15 protein-coding genes are annotated in these 21,086 nt (G+C 52.8%); 4 read left to right on the top strand and 11 right to left on the bottom strand.

The genetic code is table 11. The features are described 5' to 3' along the window. Positions 1-3: 3 nt before the first annotated feature. From trxA to NG346_RS01585, 3 genes are all read right to left on the bottom strand, one after another. Complete coding sequence (gene trxA / locus NG346_RS01595; RefSeq protein WP_262288187.1) at positions 4-522, bottom strand: thioredoxin; 519 nt, start codon at positions 520-522, stop codon at positions 4-6. 594 nt (positions 523-1,116) lie between these two features. Next, positions 1,117-2,781, bottom strand: coding sequence for a putative transporter (locus NG346_RS01590; RefSeq protein WP_262288186.1), 1,665 nt, complete (start codon positions 2,779-2,781; stop codon positions 1,117-1,119). A 54-nt stretch (positions 2,782-2,835) separates the two neighbouring features. Next, positions 2,836-3,660 (bottom strand): pyridoxamine kinase, encoded by an 825-nt coding sequence (locus NG346_RS01585; RefSeq protein ID WP_262279041.1) that lies wholly within the window; start codon positions 3,658-3,660, stop codon positions 2,836-2,838. Between the two features lie 263 nt (positions 3,661-3,923). Between NG346_RS01585 and NG346_RS01580 the strand changes: the two genes are divergently transcribed. Both NG346_RS01580 and NG346_RS01575 read left to right on the top strand, forming a co-directional pair. After that, positions 3,924-5,015, top strand: coding sequence for a mannose-1-phosphate guanylyltransferase (locus NG346_RS01580; protein WP_262279040.1), 1,092 nt, complete (start codon positions 3,924-3,926; stop codon positions 5,013-5,015). 1 nt (position 5,016) lies between these two features. Then, positions 5,017-6,006, top strand: coding sequence for a virulence RhuM family protein (locus tag NG346_RS01575; protein ID WP_262279039.1), 990 nt, complete (start codon positions 5,017-5,019; stop codon positions 6,004-6,006). Positions 6,007-6,216: 210 nt separating this feature from the next. On the opposite strand, the gene NG346_RS01570 is transcribed toward NG346_RS01575, so the two are convergent. The 5 genes from NG346_RS01570 to NG346_RS01550 form a co-directional block, all read right to left on the bottom strand. Then, positions 6,217-6,615, bottom strand: a complete 399-nt coding sequence (locus tag NG346_RS01570; protein WP_154534774.1) for an HIT family protein — start codon at positions 6,613-6,615, stop codon at positions 6,217-6,219. A 57-nt stretch (positions 6,616-6,672) separates the two neighbouring features. Beyond that, positions 6,673-7,143, bottom strand: coding sequence for a transcription elongation factor GreA (gene greA, locus NG346_RS01565; RefSeq protein WP_154534773.1), 471 nt, complete (start codon positions 7,141-7,143; stop codon positions 6,673-6,675). 236 nt (positions 7,144-7,379) lie between these two features. Next, the gene (locus tag NG346_RS01560; protein WP_262279038.1) at positions 7,380-7,958 is read right to left on the bottom strand and encodes a porin family protein; all 579 of its coding nucleotides are present in this window, start codon (positions 7,956-7,958) and stop codon (positions 7,380-7,382) included. Positions 7,959-8,067: 109 nt separating this feature from the next. After that, on the bottom strand, positions 8,068-11,598 hold the full coding sequence (locus NG346_RS01555; RefSeq protein ID WP_262288185.1) for a DEAD/DEAH box helicase: 3,531 nt from the start codon (positions 11,596-11,598) through the stop codon (positions 8,068-8,070). Positions 11,599-11,658: 60 nt separating this feature from the next. Next, the gene (locus NG346_RS01550) at positions 11,659-12,171 is read right to left on the bottom strand and encodes a methylated-DNA--[protein]-cysteine S-methyltransferase (RefSeq protein ID WP_262279123.1); all 513 of its coding nucleotides are present in this window, start codon (positions 12,169-12,171) and stop codon (positions 11,659-11,661) included. Positions 12,172-12,300: 129 nt separating this feature from the next. On the opposite strand from NG346_RS01550, the gene NG346_RS01545 reads away from it, so the two are divergent. Further along, a complete protein-coding gene (locus NG346_RS01545) occupies positions 12,301-15,507 on the top strand; it encodes a glycoside hydrolase family 2 TIM barrel-domain containing protein (RefSeq protein ID WP_262288184.1) in 3,207 nt (1,068 codons plus the stop codon). Positions 15,508-15,637: 130 nt separating this feature from the next. Beyond that, complete coding sequence (locus tag NG346_RS01540; RefSeq protein WP_396266675.1) at positions 15,638-17,599, top strand: alpha-L-arabinofuranosidase C-terminal domain-containing protein; 1,962 nt, start codon at positions 15,638-15,640, stop codon at positions 17,597-17,599. Between the two features lie 239 nt (positions 17,600-17,838). On the opposite strand, the gene NG346_RS01535 is transcribed toward NG346_RS01540, so the two are convergent. Genes NG346_RS01535 through NG346_RS01525 form a run of 3 tightly spaced genes read right to left on the bottom strand, consistent with a single transcriptional unit; the run spans position 17,839 to position 21,059 of the window. Then, positions 17,839-18,339 carry a hypothetical protein gene (locus tag NG346_RS01535; protein WP_262279036.1) on the bottom strand — a complete coding sequence of 167 codons (501 nt, stop codon included), beginning with the start codon at positions 18,337-18,339 and terminating at the stop codon, positions 17,839-17,841. A gap of 2 nt (positions 18,340-18,341) precedes the next feature. Next, positions 18,342-19,358 carry a YqiA/YcfP family alpha/beta fold hydrolase gene (locus tag NG346_RS01530; protein ID WP_262279035.1) on the bottom strand — a complete coding sequence of 339 codons (1,017 nt, stop codon included), beginning with the start codon at positions 19,356-19,358 and terminating at the stop codon, positions 18,342-18,344. 9 nt (positions 19,359-19,367) lie between these two features. Beyond that, complete coding sequence (locus NG346_RS01525; RefSeq protein WP_262279034.1) at positions 19,368-21,059, bottom strand: AMP-binding protein; 1,692 nt, start codon at positions 21,057-21,059, stop codon at positions 19,368-19,370. Positions 21,060-21,086: the final 27 nt, after the last annotated feature.

The raw sequence follows: 21,086 nt of genomic DNA, 5'->3' as shown, positions 1-21,086 counted from the left end.
GGATTACTCGGGAAGGAGGATCTCCTTGATGGCCTCGTCGAACTGCGCACGGTTCATGGCGCCCACCTGTACCTGTGGATTGCCCTGCTTTGGGATGAAGAATATTGTCGGGATGGAGCGGATGCCAAATGTGGCAGCGAGCTCCTGCTGCTGGTCCACGTCCACCTTATATACATCGATCTTTCCGGCGTATGTCTTGGCGATGTCTGCCACAATTGGCGCTGTAGCCTTGCAGGGACCGCACCAGGTGGCATAAAAATCGATGATCACCGGTTTGTCACCTTCAAACACCCACTCCTTGGGATGCACGTCGTAGTTCATCACCTTCTCCTTGAACTCCTGTGTTGTTAACTCCTTTACTTCCATATTCTTTTTCTCCTTTTTCTTTGTTGCTGTTTGCTCTTGCGCGTAGGCGTTGCTACGCTTCTGACCATCGGGGTGTGTGGTTTTGCCCGTGCACGAAATGCTGAGGGTCATCGGAAGCAAAAATAAGAGCGACAGCAGGGTTGAACTTTTACTCATATATATACTTTCCGTTGGAAAACAGTGCAAAGGTAATGCTTGTTTTCCAAAGTAACAAATTTCCAAAGGAAAATAATAGTTTTCTAACGTATATTAACCTATTGCGCGCATTATAGTTTGCCGTGGTCTGTATTTAAAGTCTCCTTGCTGTTAATACTATCTTTTGTCCGCGAAACTGACATTTTTCCGCGCTCGTAGAGACGTTTTTCAGAAACGAGAGGCACATTGGACTGAATTTTGCGAATTTCAGCACTATTTTATAAACTACTGATACATAACAAGTTATAGAAAATATTGTATTTTGATAAAATAAAAACGGTTGTTTGATGAAAAATTCTCTAGAGAATTTTTCATCAAACAACTGTTTTCTCATGGTCATCTCAGTTGTTTTACCTTGTCATCTCAGTGTTTTGATGCTGTCAAACCACTGCTTTCTCCCTCTCATCAGGCTGTTTTCATCATTTCACGCCTCAAAACTGAGTTAGAGAAGCCGATTTTCTGTTTTTGTCTTCTCTAGATTGTGAGTTCGGGATGAAGTGTTTTTGTCAGTATTATTCTGTATGCCGGGAATCCTCCCGGCATGTATATATGGTTCTACACAAAGAACATGATGATCATCTGCGCGATGACGACTCGGATGAACATGCCCAAGGGATAGACTGAAGCGTAGGAGATGCTTGCCGTGTCGCCTTTGAGGGTGTCGTTGGCATAGCCCAGTGCCATCGGGTTGGCCATGCTGCCGCAGAGGATGCCGCAGATGGTTCCGAAGTCGTAGCGATGGGCTTTGAGAGCGATGACGCCAATGATAAGGACAGGCACGAGCGTGATGAGGAAGCCAATGCCCACCCAGACGAGGCCCTCAGGTTTGATGACTGTGGAGAGGAAGTCCTTGCCGGCATCGAGTCCCAGACAGGCCAAGTAGATGCTTAGTCCCAGTTTGCGGAGCATGAGACTGGCCGAGCGTGTCGTATAAGAGATGAGGTGGAGACGGGGACCAAGGGCTCCGACGATGATGCCCATGATGATCGGACCACCGGCAATGCCCAGGCGGATCGGTGACTCCATGCCTGGCAGACTGAGTGGAATGGAGCCGAGGATGAGACCGAGCACGATGCCGAGGAAGATGCTGCCGATGTTTGGCTCCTCCAAAGTCTTGACCGAGTTGCCAAAGAAATGCTCAGCATTGTCGAGGTTCTCGTGCTTGCCCACGATAGTGATGCGGTCGCCGTATTCCAGTCGAAGGTCGTCGCTGGCCAACAGCTTGATGTCGCCACGGATCACGCGGCTGACGTTGACACCATAAGCCTGCCGCATGTGCAGTGCGCCGAGATGCTTGCCGTTGAGCGAGGGACGTGTGATGACGCATACGCGGCTCTCTACGTTGGCGTCGATGGCGTTCCAGTCGATGTCTTCCTTGTTCCAGTCCTGATCGTTTTCTTTCTTTCCGAAGAGCAGCGTCATGGCCTGCTCATCCTCTTTGTTGGTGACGACGAGCAGTTTGTCGTTGACGTGCAGTTCTGTCGTCGCTACCGGTACAAGCACCTGCTTGCCGCGCCAGATGCGTGAGATAATGAACTTCACATGAGTCATCAGAGCAATCTGCTGGATGGTGCGGCCGATGATTGCCGGGTTGATGGCGGTGAACTGTGCGATATAGGTATGGTTATCGTCGCTGAGCTTCTTGACTTCGAGATCAGCCGGTTTCACAAAGAACTTGCGGATCAGGACCATGGCGATGATCACGCCGACCACGCCGAGCGGGTAAGTGACAGCCGTGGCCAGTGCCGTGTCGCTGCTGGGCAGTCCGGCGTGAGCCAGTGCCTGCGTGGCGGCACCGAGGGCAGGTGTGTTGGTCGTAGCACCGCAGAGCAGACCTGTCATCACCGGTATGCTGATGCCTGTCAACGGCGAGAGTGCCAGCGCAAAGGCGGTGCCCAGGACGATGACGGCCAGACTCCACACGTTGAGCATCATGCCCTCGTGGCGAAGCGAGCCGAAGAAGTTGGGGCCCACATGCAGTCCCAGACAATAGACAAACATCGACAGACCGAAGGTCTCGGCATAGTCGAGCGTCACCTTGTCGACAGACATGCCGATGTTGCCGGCTACGATACCCACGAAAAACACGAAGGCGATGCCCAGCGAGATGCCCATGACACGTATCTTGCCTAAAGCCAGACCGGCAGCGATGATCACAGAGATGATGACAACGGTCTGTATCGAAGAATGAACAGTAAAGAGGGAAGTTAACCAGTCCATGTTATTTACAACATTGTATACTTGTAGTCTTCTTGCATTTCACAACAGCGGAGATTACTCATCCAGTACGTTGAGATAGTTTTCCAAGGGTATGCCACGGTTCTTGTCGGCATTGTTCTTGTTGAGATCGATGAGGCGGTAGACAGCGTCCATGGCGATGCGGGTGGCAAGGCGCAGTGCTTTGCCGTTGAGCAGGTTGCCGATGAGCACAGCCGAGAAGATGTCGCCTGTGCCGGGGAAGTGCACCGGTATCTCGGTGTAGGGCAGCAGGAAGTATTCTTTCAGCTTGTCGTTGTATCCTGCCACGCAGTGCTGGCCCTCAACGGGAATGGAGGTGATGAGCACCGATTTGGCGCCTGTGGCGTGCAGCTTGTCGAGCAGCGTGCGTGCCTCTTGCTTGCTGACGCCTTCGGCATGGTACTCGCTGCCCGTGAGATAGCAGGCCTCGGTGTGGTTGGGAAAGATCAGGTCAGCCACAGCGATCATCTCCAGCATGCTCTGGATAGTGGCCGGTGTCACGCCATTGTACAGTTTCCCTTCATCGCCCATGATGGGATCTACGAATATCGTCGTGCCGTGGGCAGCCTCCTGCTTGCAGTATGCCGAGACGATCTCGGCCTGACGCTCGGAAGCGATGAAGCCCGTGGCGATGGCATCGAAGCTAAAGCCCAGCTCCTTCCAGACGGGGAAGACACCTTGGATATAGTCGGTGGTATCGAGAATATTGAACTTGCCATAGTCCAGCGTGTTGCTGACTAAAGCGGTAGGCAGGTTATAGGTGGGGAGCCCCATGTAAGAGAGGATGGGAAGCATGGCTGCCGTAGCCACCTTGCCGTAGCCTGCCATGTCGTTGATCAGAAGTATCTGTTTCTTGTTCATATCTTCGATGAAATACAGTGCAAAGGTAGTAAAAACTATAAAGATAGGAAAGTAAAAGCCACGAAAAGTTCTGTGATTCCGATAAATGACGAGGCTTGTCGCTTGAAGGCGGAGAGGCGAGGATAGGAAAAGGAGTTGTGAGAATGTGAACGAACACAATGGACACGATGATTAAAATACACAAAAAGAGTGTAAAACGTTTTGCGGTCTCGAAGATTAATCGTAATTTCGTACAAGAATTTAAATCTCATACCCTAAGAAACATGACGACAAGAAGTGACAACGACTACTGTTTGATATTGGCGGGCGGTAAGGGACAGCGTTTATGGCCTTACAGCCGAGAGTCTTATCCCAAACAGTTCATTGACTTTTTTGGTACCGGACGCACACAGTTGCAGCAGACCTATGACCGCATGGCCAGGCTGGTGGCTCCCGGCCATATCTTTGTCAGTACAAACATCGACTACGTCGACTTGGTGCGCAAGCAGTTGCCAGAGGTGGCGCGCGACCATATCCTTGCAGAACCCGTGCAGCGCAATACGGCACCGAGCCTGGCTTGGGCTGCTTATCGCATTGCGCGCGAGGATGCCAAAGCCAATATAGTCACGGTGCCTTCTGATCAGGCTGTGATGGACGAGGCTGCTTTCGAGCGCAATGTCCACGACGGCTTTGCCTTTGTCTCGGCGCACGAGGGCTTTCTGGTCATGGGTGTCAAGCCGACACGGCCGGAACCAGGCTATGGCTATATCCAGTTGGGCGATCCCGTGGAGGAAGGCTTCTACACCGTGAAGTCGTTTACTGAGAAGCCTGAGCGGCAGTTTGCCCAGGTGTTTATGGACAGCGGTGAGTTTTACTGGAATACGGGCGTGTTCTTCGTCAACGTGAAGACGGCGTGGGAAGAACTGACCAAGCAGCTGCCCGTGGTGCTCAGACAGCTCGACAACATCAACTTCTATGCCTCTCCCGACCAGGAGGAGAGCTATATGCTCGAGCATTTCCCCTCTTATCCCAACCTGAGCATTGAATCGGCCACACTGGAGAAGGCTGAGCACGTGCACGTGATGCGCTGTAGCTTTGGCTGGGCCGACCTGGGCACATGGCATAGTATGTATGAGTCACAGCAGAAGACTGGCGACGACAATGTGGTGGTGGGCTCTGACGTGATGATTGAAAACAGTCGTAACAACATCATCAAGTTGCCGAAAGACCGCTTGGGCGTGATCAGCGGTCTCGATGGTTTCATCGTGGCTGAAAAGGACAATGTGCTGCTCATCTGCAAGAAAGAAGACTCTTCTGCCCTCATCCGCAAGTATGTCAATGAGGTGGCGCTGAAGAAGGGCGAGAAATATGTGTAGAATGGAGAACGAGATACAGTTTTTGCTCTACAGTATGCCCGATGAGCAGGGTAAAGTGCAGGTCGTCGTTAAGGATGGCACGCTTTGGTGTAGCCAAAAGGCGATGGCACAGCTGTTCGGAGTGCAAGTCAATACGATCAATTACCATTTAAAGGAGATCTTCAAGAGTCAGGAACTCTCAGAAGATTCAGTTATTCAAAAAATTCGAATAACTGCTGCTGATGGTAAAAACTATTTGACTTCGTTCTATTCTCTTGATGCAATCATCTCCGTTGGCTATCGCGTCAATTCCATCAAGGCTACGAAGTTTCGTCAATGGGCCACGGTGGTGTTGAAGGAATATATTACCAAGGGGTTTGCACTCGATGATGAACGACTCAAACAGGGCACGGCTGTGTTTGGAAAAGACTATTTCCGTGAGCTCTTGGAGCGCGTTCGCTCTATTCGTGCCAGCGAGCGTCGCATTTGGCAACAGATCACAGATATCTATGCAGAGTGCAGCACAGACTATGACAAGAACGCGCCGACTACCCGCGATTTCTATGCGATGATTCAAAACCGCTTCCATTTTGCCATAACAGGTATGACGGCTGCAGAGATCATCTTTACGAACGCTGACCACACGAAAGACCATATGGGATTGACAACATGGAAAAATGCACCCGACGGCAGAGTGTTGAAGTCTGATGTCAGCATAGCAAAGAACTACTTGCAACCTGAACAGATCAGACGTCTGGAGCGTGCTGTCACTGGCTTCTTCGATTATGTCGAGGATCTTATTGAACGGGAGAATACGTTCACGATGGATCAGTTCTCAGCATGCGTCAACAAATTTCTTGAGTTCCGCAACTATCGCATCCTTCCAGATAAAGGCAAGGTGTCTGCGGCGGAAGCCAAGGCAAAAGCGGAGCAGGAATACGACATCTTCAATAAAACGCAAAAGATTGACTCTGATTTTGATAAGGAGATAAGGAAGTTGAAGGGGAAATAAAAGTATAATTTCATGAGCGTTTTCATCACTCTTTATCAATGTCATAAGCATAGTTGTGAAAAAACTCCCCGACTTTTCCCAATGAGAAAAGTCGGGGAGCTTGTTTACCATACGCTTGTGATGGCTTTCTTAGTTGAGCCTTCCCTCCTGCTGTGTGCAAGGGTGAGCTTTTTCCCTCCCTTCAGGGAGGGTTAGGGGGAGAGTCTTCTACTACAGTTTCTTAAACTCCGTGTAGATCTTGTCAGCGATAGCCGCCATCTCCTCGTCGGAGAACTTCACGTGCTTGTGGAAGTCTACGTCGGCCTCGCTGTTGATAGGCATCAGATGGATGTGGGCGTGGTTGACCTCCAGACCGAGCACCACCTCAGCTACTTTCTTACAAGGAAAAGCAGCGCGGATGGCGCGTGCCACCTTCTTGGCAAAGACCTCAAAGTCGGCCAAGTCCTTGTCGTCCATGTCGAAGATATAGTCAATCTCCTTGCGTGGCACCACGAGGGTATGTCCCTTTACCACCGGATTGATGTCGAGAAAAGCATAGAACTTGTCATCCTCGGCGCACTTGTAGCTGGGAATCTCTCCCGCAGCAATCTTACTGAACAATGTAGCCATAGTCTTGTTCTCCTATCTGTTAATGGGTTAATGATGTTGTCTGCCGCCTTGCCGGACTTACTCGCCGATGGAGATCTTGTCGATCTGCAGGCGGATGGTGCCACGCGGAATCTTGATCTCAGCGATGTCGCCCACCTTTTTGTTGAGCAGACCCTGAGCGATCGGCGTGTGGATAGAGATCTTGCCTTTCTTCAGATCAGCCTCACTCTCGCTGACGATCGTGTAGGTCATCTTCTTCTTTGTGGCGAGATTGGTCATCTCCACCTTAGACATGATCTGCACCTCTTCGGTAGAAAGTCGGCTGGTGTCGACGATCTTTGCCTGAGCGATGGTGAGCTTGATGTTGTTGATCTTCGCTTCCAAGTGAGCCTGAGCCTCCTTGGCTGCGTCATATTCTGAGTTTTCGCTCAGGTCGCCCTTGTCAGCGGCCTCGGCGATGGCGGCCGATGCCTTTGGGCGCTCTACTGCTTCGAGTTCGTGAAGCTGGGCCACGAGTTTGTCGTAGCCTTCTTGAGACATGTAAGCCATAATTGTTTCTGTTTAATTGTTTCGTTTCAAAAGGGCAAAAAAGAAAAGAATTCCAACATCGTAGAATGTCGGAATTCCATCTCTCTGTTTGCTCGTTACCTATATGTTTTGCAAAGGTAGGCATTTATTTCCTAACGAGCAACTTTTTTAATGTTTATTTTGCTTTCTATCTAAAGCGACGAAAAAAGCCACAGAGCATTGGACTCTGTGGCTTGAAACTTATGCTTATGGAATGATTAGAGGCTGAACTTGTAGCCCAGAGTGATCTGGAAGACAGAGTTGCGAGTGTCGTCAGCTCCCTTGATGCTGTGCTTGTTGATCTTGGTTACGCCCCAGTTGTAACGGCCGTCGAGCACGAAGTTGTTGTACTCATAGCTCAGACCTACAGGGATAGAGAGATCAAAGGTGTTGACATCCTCAGCATCGTCCTTGTCAATCATGAAGCCGGGCTGTACACCCAATTTCACTGCGAGGCCAGGTACAACATATACGTTGGCCAGCACGGGGATGTTCAAGTAGCTGGGCTTCCAGGAATCGCCAGAAACGGTGTAGCCTGCTACTTTCACGTCCTTTGTCTTGAAGCCCTGACGAGAGTACATCAGACCGGCGCTCAGAGAGAAGATGTCTGTTGCCTGATACTCGCCTTCCAGACCGCCTGCGAAGTCAACGCGTGCCTTGCCATAATCACCGTAGTTAGTGATGTTGGCAATGTTGATACCCACCTTCGGCTGCAGTGTGAAAGAACCAACTGCGTGCTGAGCAAAAGCGCCCACGGAAGACAGCATGACAGCTGCCATGAGAAGTAACTTTTTCATAATACCTAAAATTTAGTTTTGTCTTTTATTTGTTGTTATTATACTTTTTCTATCTTTCTAAATCTAACGACGACGAAGTATTGAAAAAGTAACAGCACTGTGGGTGGAATTAATCTATTTTCACATAATTACTTAAAAAGTCTGTAGGAATGTATTCGCTTTTTTCTTTGAAATATTCCATAAGTCGGTTGAAGAGCGGGGACTGCTGTAGCGTGTCGGGATGACCGGTAAGCAGCAGTTGGCGGCGGGCGCGCGTGAGGGCTACGTTGAGTTTTCTGTCCACGATACGGCCGTTTTCGTCGAAACTGTTGGCCGTGAGGAAGTCGAGCTGATAGCGTTGTTGAATCGTGAACGAATAGATGATGACGTCGCGTTGCGAGCCCTGGTAGCGCTCCACGGTGTCGATGCTGATGCGCTCCAACAGCGGATCATCGAGCTTCTCAAGTTCTTTGCGGATCATGGCGATCTGGTTGCGGTAGGGCACGATGACGCCGAGCGTGGTGTCGGCATCGAAGTCTTGATCATAGAAACGGCGGATGCGCTGCGACAACAGTGCCACGAGACGTGCCTCATAGCTGTTGACTTTGTCTGAGATCTCAGGTTGCCGGCAGTCGGCAGAGGCGAAGAAAAGACAGCGGTGAGCTTTCAGCAATTCGTCCATGCTGTCGAGAGCGGGCGAGGGATAGTTGAGCGATGTCTCTTGCTGATGCGGCAGTGGCACGGGAGAAATATGTTCCTCGGCGTAGAAAGCCTTGCCGGGAAAGTCTGCAATCTCGGGATGCATGCGTCCTTGATGGTGGAGCGTGCCGATGAACTCGGTGCGTCCGGCACGCAACTCTTGGCGGATGAGTCGTTCAAAAAGACTGTTCTTGCAACTTGTCAAGCCGATGGCCTGCAATTCCGGCTCGTTGATGGCAGCACTCCCGTCGTTTTGTTGTACCACGGCAGGCAGTTGCTTATAGTCGCCGATAAGGATAAACTTGTCGATGTCGCAGACACTCATGGCGGCTTTATCGCTTGAATGCTGTTTGCCTGCCATACTGTTCTCGCCTTGATGACTGGCGAGGAGTCCGATGAGATTGGGCTCCAAAATCTGAGAGCTCTCGTCGACGATGGCCAGCGTGAAGTGTTTCAGGGCAAAGAGATAGGAGCGTGACTGCATCATCGAGGTGGTGCCGACGATGACGTGCGCCGCGAGCAACTTCTCCTGCATGTCGCTGAGCTTAGGCTTGTCGCCGATTTGGTTTTGCAGCAGCCAAGGCTGATACTGAGGATCGCAGCTCAGCTCACTGCCAATCCTCAAGAACAAGATGCCAGCCTTGACGAGCATGCCGCAGATCTCATCGACGGCACGGTTGGTATAGGCCATCAGCAACAGGTCGGCCTGCTGTCCTGAGGGTGAGGGCGTGGCGAGGGCTTCCTCCACCATAAAGCGCAGTGCCATGCTGGTCTTGCCTGTTCCCGGCGGTCCGACGAGGAGAAAGAAGTCGCGCGCCTGCTTGGCTCGCGTCAACATGGCGTCGAGGTCGGGGAGATAAGAGTGGGAAAGCGTCAAGCTCTTGTCGACCTGAGGCGTACGCTGCCCCAGGAGCAGTGCCTTGCGGTCGGCGGTGGAGGTAATCAGCTCATAGAGCGCACCGATTGCCGCACTGCCTCCGGCGTCGCTGCTGCCGTGCTCGACACACCACACAAAAGACTTTCCGGCCTTGCTGATGGGCTCGCCCTGCCGCAGCGTACGGCGATAGGGCAGATGGTTGAAGATGTCGGCATTCTGCTGTCCGTCGGTCAGCAACACGGTGATGCGGTCGGTATGGATGTCCTCCAAACCGCCCTTGAAGAGTAAGGCCTTGCGCACGTCGGGCTCTTCGTCCTGTGGATAGGCATAGAGATAGACCATGTCGCCCCGCCGGAAGTTGGGCAGGAAGTCCTCACCCTGGTCGGGTACGGCGAGCGTGATGCGGTCGTAGCCGTTATAGTCGTTGCTTTTCTCCTTGCTGACGATTTTCAGTCCTGTGTAGATATTGCCAGTTTCGCGTTTTTCAGCCAGTGGCATGTTCCATAGCGAAGCCGCGCAGTTGCCCGTGCCCTCGACGACGCCGACCTTCGATAGCAGGTTTTCCTTGATGACAAACTGCATCATGCGACAAAAGTAAGCCTTCTCCAGTGGCGTGAGAAAAGCCAGAGGCTGCAGCTGTGCGTTGAGTTGTGGATAGAGATAATTGTTGTAGAAGAAGTCGCATCTGCCTGCCACGTTGAGGTTGTCGGCCGTCAGCAGCGGCAGGTAAGGGGCGAAGCCGTGCTCCGCGATTTGGAATTCCTGGGCCACAGCCTCATTGCGGAAGCGGATGGCCTCGTAGTAGAGTTTCATCAATCGCGTCACGCTGAGCAGTCCACCGGGTAGCGCGTATTTGGAGTAAAGCAGTCGGATGTCGGTGCGCGTGGCGTGGAAGTTGTAATAGAGTATGCCGTAGTAGAGCAGCAACTGCACGTAGTGTTTCTCCACGGCCTTGATGCCGTTGGTCGTATCTGGCCGTTCGATGAGCATGTTGCGTCCCGACTTCTGCTCGACGAGCAGTTGCAGATCGGTGGTCATCAGGTCCACACGTCCCTGGATGCCGAGTTGCTCACAGACAAAGGAAGGTTCGAGAATCGCGTGATCCATGTTGAAGTAGCGGCGCAGCTCCGCGACGGCCTGCTGCAAGTTCCGGATTTGCATGGCGGCATCGTCCTTGAAGCGGCGTGCGTCGAAGTCTGTGCAGGTGCTATACTCCAGTGCTTTCTCCCGAAAATTGTCGCGCAGCGTTTGAGAAGCGTTGAAGTTTGGATTGTTGATGATGTCGTCGAGTGCACTGCCGGCAAAGTTTCCGAGCAGGATCGGCTGGGTGTTGGCTTTGGGCCTCATGCGGCTGACGAGGTAGAGAAGTGGCGAGTGACCATACTCCATGAAGCAGGATGCGATCGTGCTGATGTCGAGCAGAAAGTCCGGCTCTACGATGATGATGCGCGGATAGATGTCGTCTCCTTCCACCTGACAGTCCAGCAGATTGAGGTGCATGCCTTCTTTGAGGATAGAAGCCAGGTAGCCCATGTCGGCGTATTGGTTGTCCTCGCAGTAGTGAACCGTCATCGGTGACTCGGCTCCATCCTCATCAACGACAACGGAAATGGTGCTGTTGTCCCACGATCGAACGAGACAACGCTTGTTGGGCGCGTTGACATGGAGGTGCTCCTGCTTGGGTTGTAGGTCGCGGGGCAGTCGGATGGAGAGCGACGGTGGTATGTCGGTATGGAGCACACGGCTGACGAAGACGGCAAGGGCACGTGCATCGTGGAGCAAGTCTTCGGGCAACAGCGGCAGACTTTGGTTGGAGTGGCGGCGCATCTGCCTGACGGCATTCGCCTCGTCGGTGGGCATGTGGTGCTGTCGCAACAGCGTTTCGACTTGCGCATTGAGGTCACCGAAGCCGTAGCGTGTGTCTTTCAACCCTTCGGCACAGACGAGGACGAGTGTCTCATGCATGAGTTTGTTGGCCGTGGCACTGCCCTGCTGGGCGAGCAACGCCTCGATGCGCTGGAAAAACTCACCGGCAAGCTGTGCGGCGGAAGTGGTGGCGTGGATAGTGTGTTCGGTAGAGAGCATAAGTGGATAGGATGATGGGGCTGCCTCGGTGTCAGGATCGTGGCAGTCCTCTCGTGGTTTCTATTTCTGAGCGTTCAAAAGAGAGTCTTTCTCCCAGTCGAGCAGTTGCTGCTTAAGTTCCTTTCCCCAGTGATACTCGCCGGTGGTTCCGTCGCTGTGGATGATGCGGTGGCAGGGAATGAGCATGGCGATGGGGTTTTGAGCGATGGCTGTTGCGACGGCTCTGACGGCTTTTGGCTCCCCAATGCCTTTTGCGATGTCGAGATAAGTAGCGGTGTGACCGAAGGGCACCTTCTGAACCTCATTCCACACGCGCAGCTGGAAGTCAGTGCCTTTGATGTCGAGTTTGAGGGGATGGTCATAGCCCTCGAAGATAACGCGCTCTACGGTTTGCGCCATAGTGTCGTTTTGCGTTGTCGGCGTATAGACGCCCCATCGCTTAGCCAGTTGGTGGATGGTCTCCAGCCGGTTGTAATCCAAGAACTGCAAATCGCAGATGCCCTCCCATGTGCGCGCCACGATGATGTGACCGAAAGGAGAGTCACTAAATCCATAAACTATTTGTCTCATAATTTGCAAATCTACATAAAATAATAAGAAAACCAAAAGAAAAGATGTATTATTTTTATTTCTGAAAAAATAATTGTATTTTTGCACTTGTAAGAACATAAGACATCTTTACTAATAAATACCTAAAGCGTTATGAACAAAACAATCATCCTATCCGCAATGATGCTGATGGCTTTGGGAGCACGCGCCGCACAGAAGCCCTTGGCGGCCAAGAGCGTGGAGCCAACGTGGACGGAATGGCACGACCAGCAGGTCAACGAGGTCAACCGTTTCCCGATGCACACCAGTTTCTTCGCCTATGAGAATGGGCAGAAAGCGCTTGCGGGCGATATTACCCGATCTGCCAACTACCTGTCACTTGAGGGACCTTGGAAATTTCTTTGGGTGGCCAATGCCGACCAACGCCCAACGGACTTCTACAAAACCGACTTGAACGACGCCAATTGGAAGACGATGCAGGTGCCGGGAATGTGGGAACTCAACGGCTTCGGCGACCCGGAATATGTCAATATCGGTTTTGCATGGCGCTATCAGTTCGACTGGAAGCATCCGCTCAACGTGCCTACAAAGGACAACCACGTAGGTTCTTATCGCCGGGAGATCGATTTGCCGGCCGACTGGAACGGCAAGCAGGTCATCGCCCATTTCGGTTCCGTGACCTCAAATATCTATCTCTATGTCAACGGACAGTATGTCGGATACAGCGAGGACGCAAAGGTTGCCGCTGAGTTCGACATTACGAAATATGTCCATCCCGGCAAGAACCTCATCGCTTTTCAGACGTTCCGCTGGTGCGACGGCTCGCTCGACGAGGATCAGGACTTCTGGCGGCTGAGCGGTGTAGCCCGTCAGTGCTATCTCTTCGCACGCGACAGTAAGGTGCAGGTCAACGACATCAGGCTGACACCGGACTTGGAGAATGACTACAACGACGGTGAGCTGCTCATCGATGTCAATGTCAAGGGCAACCCGACGATCGACTTCCAACTGCTCAACGAGAACGATCTCGTCGTAGCCAAGTCTACCGCTAAGTTGGTCGGACGCAAGGAGGGCACTGCCCGCTTCATGCTTCGCAACGTAAAGAAGTGGACGGCAGAGACACCTTATTTATATACGCTCCTTGCCACCGTCAAGGACAGCCGCGGCAATGTCGTGGAGGTCATCCCGCAAAAAGTCGGTTTCCGCAAGGTGGAAATCAAAAACAGCCAGCTGCTCGTCAATGGACAGCCCGTGCTCATCAAGGGTGCTGACCGCCACGAAATGGATCCCGACGGAGGATATGTCGTCACCCTCGACCGCATGATTCAGGATATCAAGGTCATGAAACGGCTGAACATCAATGCAGTGCGTACCTGTCACTATCCCGACGATCCACGCTGGTATGACCTCTGTGACGAATATGGTCTCTATGTCACCGCTGAGGCCAATCAGGAAAGCCACGGCTTTGGCTACAAGAGCGACTCTGAGGCTAAGAAGGAGAACTTTGGCTTGCAGATCCTCCAGCGCAACCAGCACAACGTGGCTATCAACTTCAACCATCCCAGTGTCATCGTGTGGAGCTTGGGCAACGAAACGGTTGACGGACCTAATTTCACCGCTGCTTACAAATGGATCAAGAGTCAGGACAAGAGCCGTCCCGTGCAGTATGAGCAAGCTGGAAGAACCGGAGCCAACACAGACATCTTCTGCCCCATGTACTACACGCCGTGGGATTGTGAAGCCTACGCCAAAGATCCGAAATACACACGCCCGCTGATCCAGTGCGAATACAACCACACAATGGGCAACTCGGGTGGTAACCTCAAGGAATATTGGGATCTTATCCGCAAGTATCCTAAATTCCAGGGCGGCTATGACTGGGATTTCGTAGACCAGGGACTCCACCGTCATCCCGACTTCAAGGCTGGCCGCACGGTAGCCGATTACGACGCTATCGCCGCAAAGTATGAGCCCGGAACCGGAAACATGGCTCCCGAATACACCTATGGCGGGGATTACAACAAGACAGACGCCAGCGACAACAACTTCAACTGCAACGGTATCATCGGTCCCGACCGTCAGCTCAACCCCCACGCTTATGAGTTGGCTTATCAGTATCAGAACATTTGGGCTGAGCCCGTGGATCTGAAAGCCGGAAAGATCTCGGTCTACAACGAGAACTTCTTCCGCGATCTGAGCAGCTATAAGCTTGTTTGGACTTTGCTCCAGGACGGTAAGGCCGTACAAAACGGTGAGGTTGCTGACCTGAACGTTGCTCCTCAGCAGCGCGCCACGCTGACACTGCCCTATCAGGTACCGGCTACGGGCGAGGTGATGCTCAACGTCGATTTCCAACTGAAGGAAGCTGAGCCGCTGATGACAAAGGGACAAACCGTCGCCTACCGTCAGATGACCGTACGCGAACAGACGGCTCCGGCTGCCTGCTGCGCTATGGAGGAAGAAGGAAAAGCCGACAAGGACGGCAAGATCAAGGTGAAGGACGACAAGAAGACCGCCACTATCACTCTGAGCAACAAGGCCGGTCTCGACATCGTCTTTGACAAACAGACCGGTTGGCTCAAGGAGTACACCGTGGGCGGCAGCAATCTTCTGCCCGACGGTGGTACGCTGAAACCAAACTTCTGGCGCGCCGTGACCGACAACGACATGGGTGCCGGACTGCAAAAACAGTTTGCTGCTTGGAGAAATCCGGCCATGAACCTCAAGACGATCGCCGTTGATAAGGACAACAATGTGGTGACCGCTGTCTATGACATGCCCGACGTGAAGGCTGAGTTGACCATGACTTACCAAGTAGAGCCTTGCGGCAAGATGACCGTGACAGAGGCTATGAAGCTGACGCCGGGCGCAAAGGTAAGCGATCTTTTCCGCTTCGGCTTGAAGATAGACTTGGCTTACGACATGGATCGCAGCACATTCTATGGCCGCGGACCTATCGAGAACTATGTCGACCGCAAGAGCAGTGAGCGGCTCGGTATCTATACGCAGACCGCCGACCAGCAGTTCTATCCCTACATCCGTCCACAGGAGACGGGGACGAAGAGCGACATCCGTTGGTGGAAACAAACCAACGCACAAGGTATCGGACTGCGCTTCACAGCTGCCAAACCATTCTATGCAAGTGCTTTGCATTACAATATTTCTGATCTCGACGAAGGACAGGAGAAGGATCAGCGCCATCCCTACCAAGTGCCAAAGAGCAAATACACGGAGCTCTGTCTTGACTTGGCACAATACGGTGTGGGCGGCATCAACAGCTGGGGCGCCCGTCCGCTGAAGGAATACCAACTGCATGCACAGAACATGACCTTTAAAGTCATGATCGCACCGGTGAAGTAATCCGATGTCCGTCGCGTAGACATACGCTCAAGAATTTGTTTTTACGAACATAGCATCTTATATTTAACTTGTCTCTCTTCCTTCTTCCGGCATATCCGGGAGGAGGAGGAAGACTCAACAATCATTACTTATGAACCATACTACTAAAATGTTTGTCTCGCTGGCCCTTGGCTTGCTCTCCTTCACGGGGGCTTCGGCTCAGCGACAGTTGACCATCAACGCCAAGCCGGGTGCGCCCATCCAGCCAACGATGTACGGTATCTTCTTCGAAGATATCAACTTCGGCGCCGACGGCGGACTCTATGCCGAGATGGTCGAAAACCGCAGTTTTGAATTTCCGCAGCGGCTGATGGGCTGGAACACCTTCGGCAATGTCAGCGTCAGCGATGTGAAACCGGCCTTTGACCGCAATCCCCACTACGTGGTATTGGAGAGCGCCGGTCACGACCAGAAGTTCACCGGACTGGAGAACCGTGGCTTCTTCGGCATGGGACTGAAGAAGGGTATGAACTATGATTTCTCGGTCTTTGCCCGCCTTCACGACTTGCAGGGCAAGGAAGCTAAGATTCGTGTAGAGCTTGTCGACGACCAGGACAACCCTATCGACAAGAAGGAGATCACTATCGCAAACAACCAGTGGGCGAAGAAAACGGTGACGCTCACCTCCAACAAGACTGTTGAGAAAGGCTTGATGCGCATCTTCTTGGAGAGTGCCGACGGCGTAGATCTCGATCATGTCAGTCTTTTCCCTGAAGACAACTGGCACGGATTGCGGGCTGATCTCGTGAAGGACTTGGAAGATCTTCATCCCGGCATCTTCCGCTTCCCCGGCGGATGTATCGTCGAGGGTACCGATCTGGCCACACGCTATCAGTGGAAGAACAGTGTGGGACCGGCTGAGAACCGCCCGCTCAACGAGAACCGCTGGAACTATACCTTCCCGCATCGTCTCTATCCCAACTATTATCAGACCTATGGTCTTGGCTTCTATGAGTTCTTCCTGCTGTCGGAGAAGATTGGCGCAGAGCCGTTGCCGGTGCTGAGCTGTGGCCTTGCTTGCCAGTTCCAAAATAAGGACAATGACAAAAACGCGCATGTGGCTGTCGACGACTTGCAGTCGTATATCGACGACGCCCTCGATTTGATAGAGTTCGCCAATGGTGCTACAACCACCAAATGGGGTAAGTTGCGCGCTGAGATGGGCCATCCACAACCGTTCAATCTTAAGCAGATCGGTATCGGTAATGAGCAGTGGGGACCGCTTTATCCCGAGCGCCTGAAGAAGTTTGTGGAGCAGATACGCGCTAAATATCCCAATATCAAGATCTGTGGAACGTCGGGACCTTCTGCCAGCGGCAAGGACTTTGACTATGGTTGGGAGCAGATGCGCAAGTTAGGAGTGGATCTTGTCGATGAGCACTACTATATGTCGCCCGACTGGTTCCTGAAGAACGCAGGCCGATATGACAACTATTCACGCAAGGGTCCGAAGGTCTTTGCCGGAGAATACGCCTCACACGTCAAGGGCGTGGACGATCAGCCTACTGTGGCAAAGAACAATTTCGAGGCTGCTCTTTCCGAGGCTGCCTTCATGACAGGCTTGGAGCGCAATGCCGACGTGGTTTATCAGGCTACCTATGCTCCGCTTTTCGCACATGTCGAAGGCTGGCAGTGGCGTCCCGATCTGATTTGGTTTGACAATCTGCGCTCTGTGCGCTCGGTCAACTGGTACGTGCAGATGCTCTATGGCACCAATAAGGGCACCAATGTGCTTAACCTCACTGAAAATGGTCTGCCCGTAGAAGGTAAGGACGGCCTCTATGCCAGTGCGGTATGGGATAAGCCGATGAAGAAATACATCGTGAAGATTGCTAACACCAGCGACCAGCCGCAGCAGATCACACTCTCCTTCCGTGGCGCCAAGATTGCAGGTCAGGCTCAGGTCACAACGCTCCACGCTGACGATCCCCGTGCGGTGAACACGCTGGATAAACCCAATAATGTGGTGCCGCAGCAAAGCTCTGTGGATGTCAACGGAAACACCTGCACGGTGACGATCCCTGCCAAGACATTTGCTGTGTATAGATTCTAAAAGAGATCCCTCTACTAAAATAAAAAGCATGATGAGCTGTTGGCTCACCATGCTTTTTTCGTGATCGCTGATTTCTTCAACCTTGATGTGTCGTGTAAAGAGCTGATTTGAAGATGGTAAACAGCCGTCTGCCAATTGTCCGACGTCTTTTTTATCATTAGAGATACCTGCTTTGATCAGAAGGAGAGGCTGATGTGAGCCATCGTTTGTTGTCTTTTGAGTCACAGAAACCGAAATTTCTATTTCAGCGCATGTAAGACTTGTGTTGCCGCATTTGTAGCGAACTGAGCGTCATAGCCTGCGTTGAGATGCAGCGTGCCCAACAGTTTGTCGTTGGTATTGATGAGAATCTGGTATTGTCCTACGGTATAAGGCGTGGCAGAATTCTTGGCCGAGATGCTTGTAATGCTGTCGAAGGGGATGCGCTTGCCTGCGGCGATGAGGAAACGGCCGGAGCGATAGACGAGGATCACGCCAAAAGGCTCGTTGGCACGGCTGGCGTCGATGATCACCACATCGTCGGGCTGACCATATTGCGCAATGAGCGTGTCGAGTGTCTCTTTGTCGCTTGGGTCGCCGTCGATCAGCCATTGTGCCTTCTTGTTGCGCTTGTAGAGGAGTAGTACAACGCCATAGATAAGCAGTAACAACAGGGCGGCTAACCACCATCCGCACACGATCAGAATCAGAGCGAGGAGCGCGTAACACAGAAAACCGATGATGAGGTTGGTTCTTTTCATCGTTATTGTCCTCCCAGTCGCTCGAAATACGTGATGATCTCGTCCCACGTCTTGAACTCATCGCTGCCGAGTTGGATGCCGGTGCCCATGAAATTGTCGTCAGGGAGCATGTCGATGAAGTAATCACCATAGAGCAATGCCTTCTGGTTGGCATAGATGACATGGTCGTGGGCAGGCGTGGAGAGATATTGCTCGACCCATGCTGCCGCGTCGGCCAGGTGCTGATGGTCGTTGGTGGGTGCTGAGGCGACGATATAAACCTGGTAGTTTTCGATCAGCATGCGGTAGGCCTTGACCAGACTTGCTTTGGGCTTGCCATAGCTGTCGACCAGGGCCGAGAAGTCGATGTAGATGATGGGGCGCTCACGTCCTTCCTGCTTGTCGTCGATCCATCGGATGACGGGGACTACACCGTTGAGGAAACTCTTGTCGTCCATGCGGTGCTCGCCGTGGAAGTGGGCAGCCTGGGGATAGTGGCTGCGGTAGAGATCAAAGGTGTGAACCACCGGATCCTCATCGCCGAAGAGGCCCCATACGCGGCTCTGCTCTTCTTTCTTCTGCTCCTCGTCCATGGCTTCCAGCTGCACAAAGCACTGGTCGGTGAGCTCCTTATATTCTTTCTCAAGGGCTTTGGTGACCATAAACTCCGTCTCGCCGTCCTGCCGGGGATTCTGCCACGCCTGTTTTCCGGTCATGCCATGTTCCTTCATGGTCTGTGCCATCTGGAAAGCGGGATTGACGAGAATGCGGTCGAAGCCATAGAGCAGTTCGGTGTACATGCCACCCATCGACGTGCCGATGATCAGGTCGGGCTTCTCTTCCTCTGCTTTTTGGCGCAAGAGAGCCAGGCCCTCGGCGGGATGGAGTGGGATGTCGTAGGCGACTACGGTGGCATTGGGGAAAGTCTGGCGGATCAGCTTCACCGTGCCTGACGCGGCGGAGGAGCTGAAGCCGTGGTTATACATGATCTTCTTTCCCTTCATCAGCTCAGGGAACTGCTTGACATATTCGTTTTCCATGTGCGTGCGTTATTTCTTTTCCTGATATTTCTCTTCGTCGTTTTCGCGGATCTCCACGCGCCGGATCTTACCGGAAATCGTCTTAGGCAGTTCATCGACAAACTCGATGACGCGCGGATACTTATAGGGTGCGGTCTCGTGCTTGACGTGGTCTTGCAGTTCCTTGACGAGGTCCGGTCCGGCTTTGGCTTTGTATTCCTGGCTCAGAACGATCGTTGCTTTCACTACCATGCCACGGATGGGATCGGGAACGCCCGTCACGGCGCACTCCACAACAGCGGGGTGGGTCATCAGCGCATTCTCCACTTCAAAGGGCCCGATGCGGTAGCCGCTGCTCTTGATGACGTCGTCGGTGCGGCCTACAAACCAGTAGTAGCCCTCTTCGTCGCGCCACGCCATGTCGCCGGTGTGGTAGATGCCATCGTGCCAGGCTTCCTTGGTTTTCTCGGGATCGCGGTAATAGCCTTTGAACAGGCCGATGGGCTTTACGTCGCCGATGCGGATGCAGATCTCGCCTTTCTCGCCATCCTCGCAGTCAGTGCCGTCGGGACGGAGCAGGCAGACGTCGTACTGTGGATTGGGTTTGCCCATGCTGCCGGGTTTCGGCTTGATCCATGGGAAGGTGCCAAGCGTCATCGTGGTCTCAGTCTGGCCGAAACCCTCATAGATATGTATGCCTGTGCGCTGATAGAAAGTCTCTTCCACGGAGGGATTCATTGCCTCGCCGGCCGTGGTACAGTACTCCAGGCTGCTGAGGTCGTACTTGGAGAAGTCCTCAAGAATCATGAAGCGATAGATGGTTGGAGGCGCGCAGAACGAGGTGACGCGGTATTTCTCGATCTGCCGCATGATCTTTTCGGCCGTGAACTTCTCGTGGTCGAAGACGAAGACGGTGGCACCGGCAAACCATTGTCCGTAGAGCTTGCCCCACACGGCCTTGCCCCATCCGGTATCAGCCACGGTGAGATGGACGCTGTTCTCGTTGAGGTTGTGCCAGAAACATCCGGTCGTGAGATGCCCCATGGCATAGAGGAAGTCGTGGGCTACCATCTTCGGCTCGCCACTGGTGCCGCTGGTGAAGTACATCAGCATGGTGTCCTCGTTGGTGTTGACAAACTCGGGACGACGGAAATGCGGTGCTTCTGCCCATTCCTTGCGCCAGTCGTGGAAGCCTTCGGGTACGGCTTTGTCCTGCTGGGTAGAGGAGTTCACAGCCACGAGTTGCTTGACGGTGGGACTCTCAGACATGGCTTCGCTGACCTGCGTGGTGACATACTCATCGTTGCAGCAAATAATGGCCTTCACGCTGGCCCGGTTGTTGCGGTAGATGATGTCGCCCTTGGTGAGCATGTGGGTGGCCGGAATGGCAATGGCACCGAGCTTGCACAGGGCCATCATGCTCAGCCACCACTGGTAGTGGCGCTTGAGGATGAGCATGACCTTATCGCCGTGGACGATGCCCAGCTGCTGGAAATAGGCGGCTGTCTGGTCGGTCTGCTCCTTGAACTGGCGGAAGGTGGTACGCACTTCCTCGCCACGCTCGCTGGTCCACAGCAGGCAGACCTTATCGGGCTTCAGGCGTGCCCACTCGTCCATGACATCGTAGGCAAAGTTGAAGTTCTCGGGGATAATAAAGTGAAGGTGATCCTTGAAATCTTGTTCCGACGTGAAATGCGTCTGAGTAAGGAATCTTTCTATCATGATGGTGAATGAATTTTTACCTATAAA

The organism is Hallella absiana, from assembly GCF_025457485.1.
Lineage (GTDB): Bacteria > Bacteroidota > Bacteroidia > Bacteroidales > Bacteroidaceae > Prevotella > Prevotella absiana.
Note: the sequence above shows the minus strand (reverse complement) of the source record. Positions and strands in the feature narration are given on the sequence as shown.

Excerpts from the sequence above, each read along its gene's own strand:
- trxA (WP_262288187.1), bottom strand. The coding sequence starts at position 522 with ATGAGTAAAAGTTCAACCCTGCTGTCGCTCTTATTTTTGCTTCCGATG.
- NG346_RS01590 (WP_262288186.1), bottom strand. The coding sequence starts at position 2,781 with ATGGACTGGTTAACTTCCCTCTTTACTGTTCATTCTTCGATACAGACC.
- NG346_RS01585 (WP_262279041.1), bottom strand. The coding sequence starts at position 3,660 with ATGAACAAGAAACAGATACTTCTGATCAACGACATGGCAGGCTACGGC.
- NG346_RS01580 (WP_262279040.1), top strand. The coding sequence starts at position 3,924 with ATGACGACAAGAAGTGACAACGACTACTGTTTGATATTGGCGGGCGGT.
- NG346_RS01575 (WP_262279039.1), top strand. The coding sequence starts at position 5,017 with ATGGAGAACGAGATACAGTTTTTGCTCTACAGTATGCCCGATGAGCAG.
- NG346_RS01570 (WP_154534774.1), bottom strand. The coding sequence starts at position 6,615 with ATGGCTACATTGTTCAGTAAGATTGCTGCGGGAGAGATTCCCAGCTAC.
- greA (WP_154534773.1), bottom strand. The coding sequence starts at position 7,143 with ATGGCTTACATGTCTCAAGAAGGCTACGACAAACTCGTGGCCCAGCTT.
- NG346_RS01560 (WP_262279038.1), bottom strand. The coding sequence starts at position 7,958 with ATGAAAAAGTTACTTCTCATGGCAGCTGTCATGCTGTCTTCCGTGGGC.
- NG346_RS01555 (WP_262288185.1), bottom strand. The coding sequence starts at position 11,598 with ATGCTCTCTACCGAACACACTATCCACGCCACCACTTCCGCCGCACAG.
- NG346_RS01545 (WP_262288184.1), top strand. The coding sequence starts at position 12,301 with ATGAACAAAACAATCATCCTATCCGCAATGATGCTGATGGCTTTGGGA.
- NG346_RS01540 (WP_396266675.1), top strand. The coding sequence starts at position 15,638 with ATGAACCATACTACTAAAATGTTTGTCTCGCTGGCCCTTGGCTTGCTC.
- NG346_RS01535 (WP_262279036.1), bottom strand. The coding sequence starts at position 18,339 with ATGAAAAGAACCAACCTCATCATCGGTTTTCTGTGTTACGCGCTCCTC.
- NG346_RS01530 (WP_262279035.1), bottom strand. The coding sequence starts at position 19,358 with ATGGAAAACGAATATGTCAAGCAGTTCCCTGAGCTGATGAAGGGAAAG.
- NG346_RS01525 (WP_262279034.1), bottom strand. The coding sequence starts at position 21,059 with ATGATAGAAAGATTCCTTACTCAGACGCATTTCACGTCGGAACAAGAT.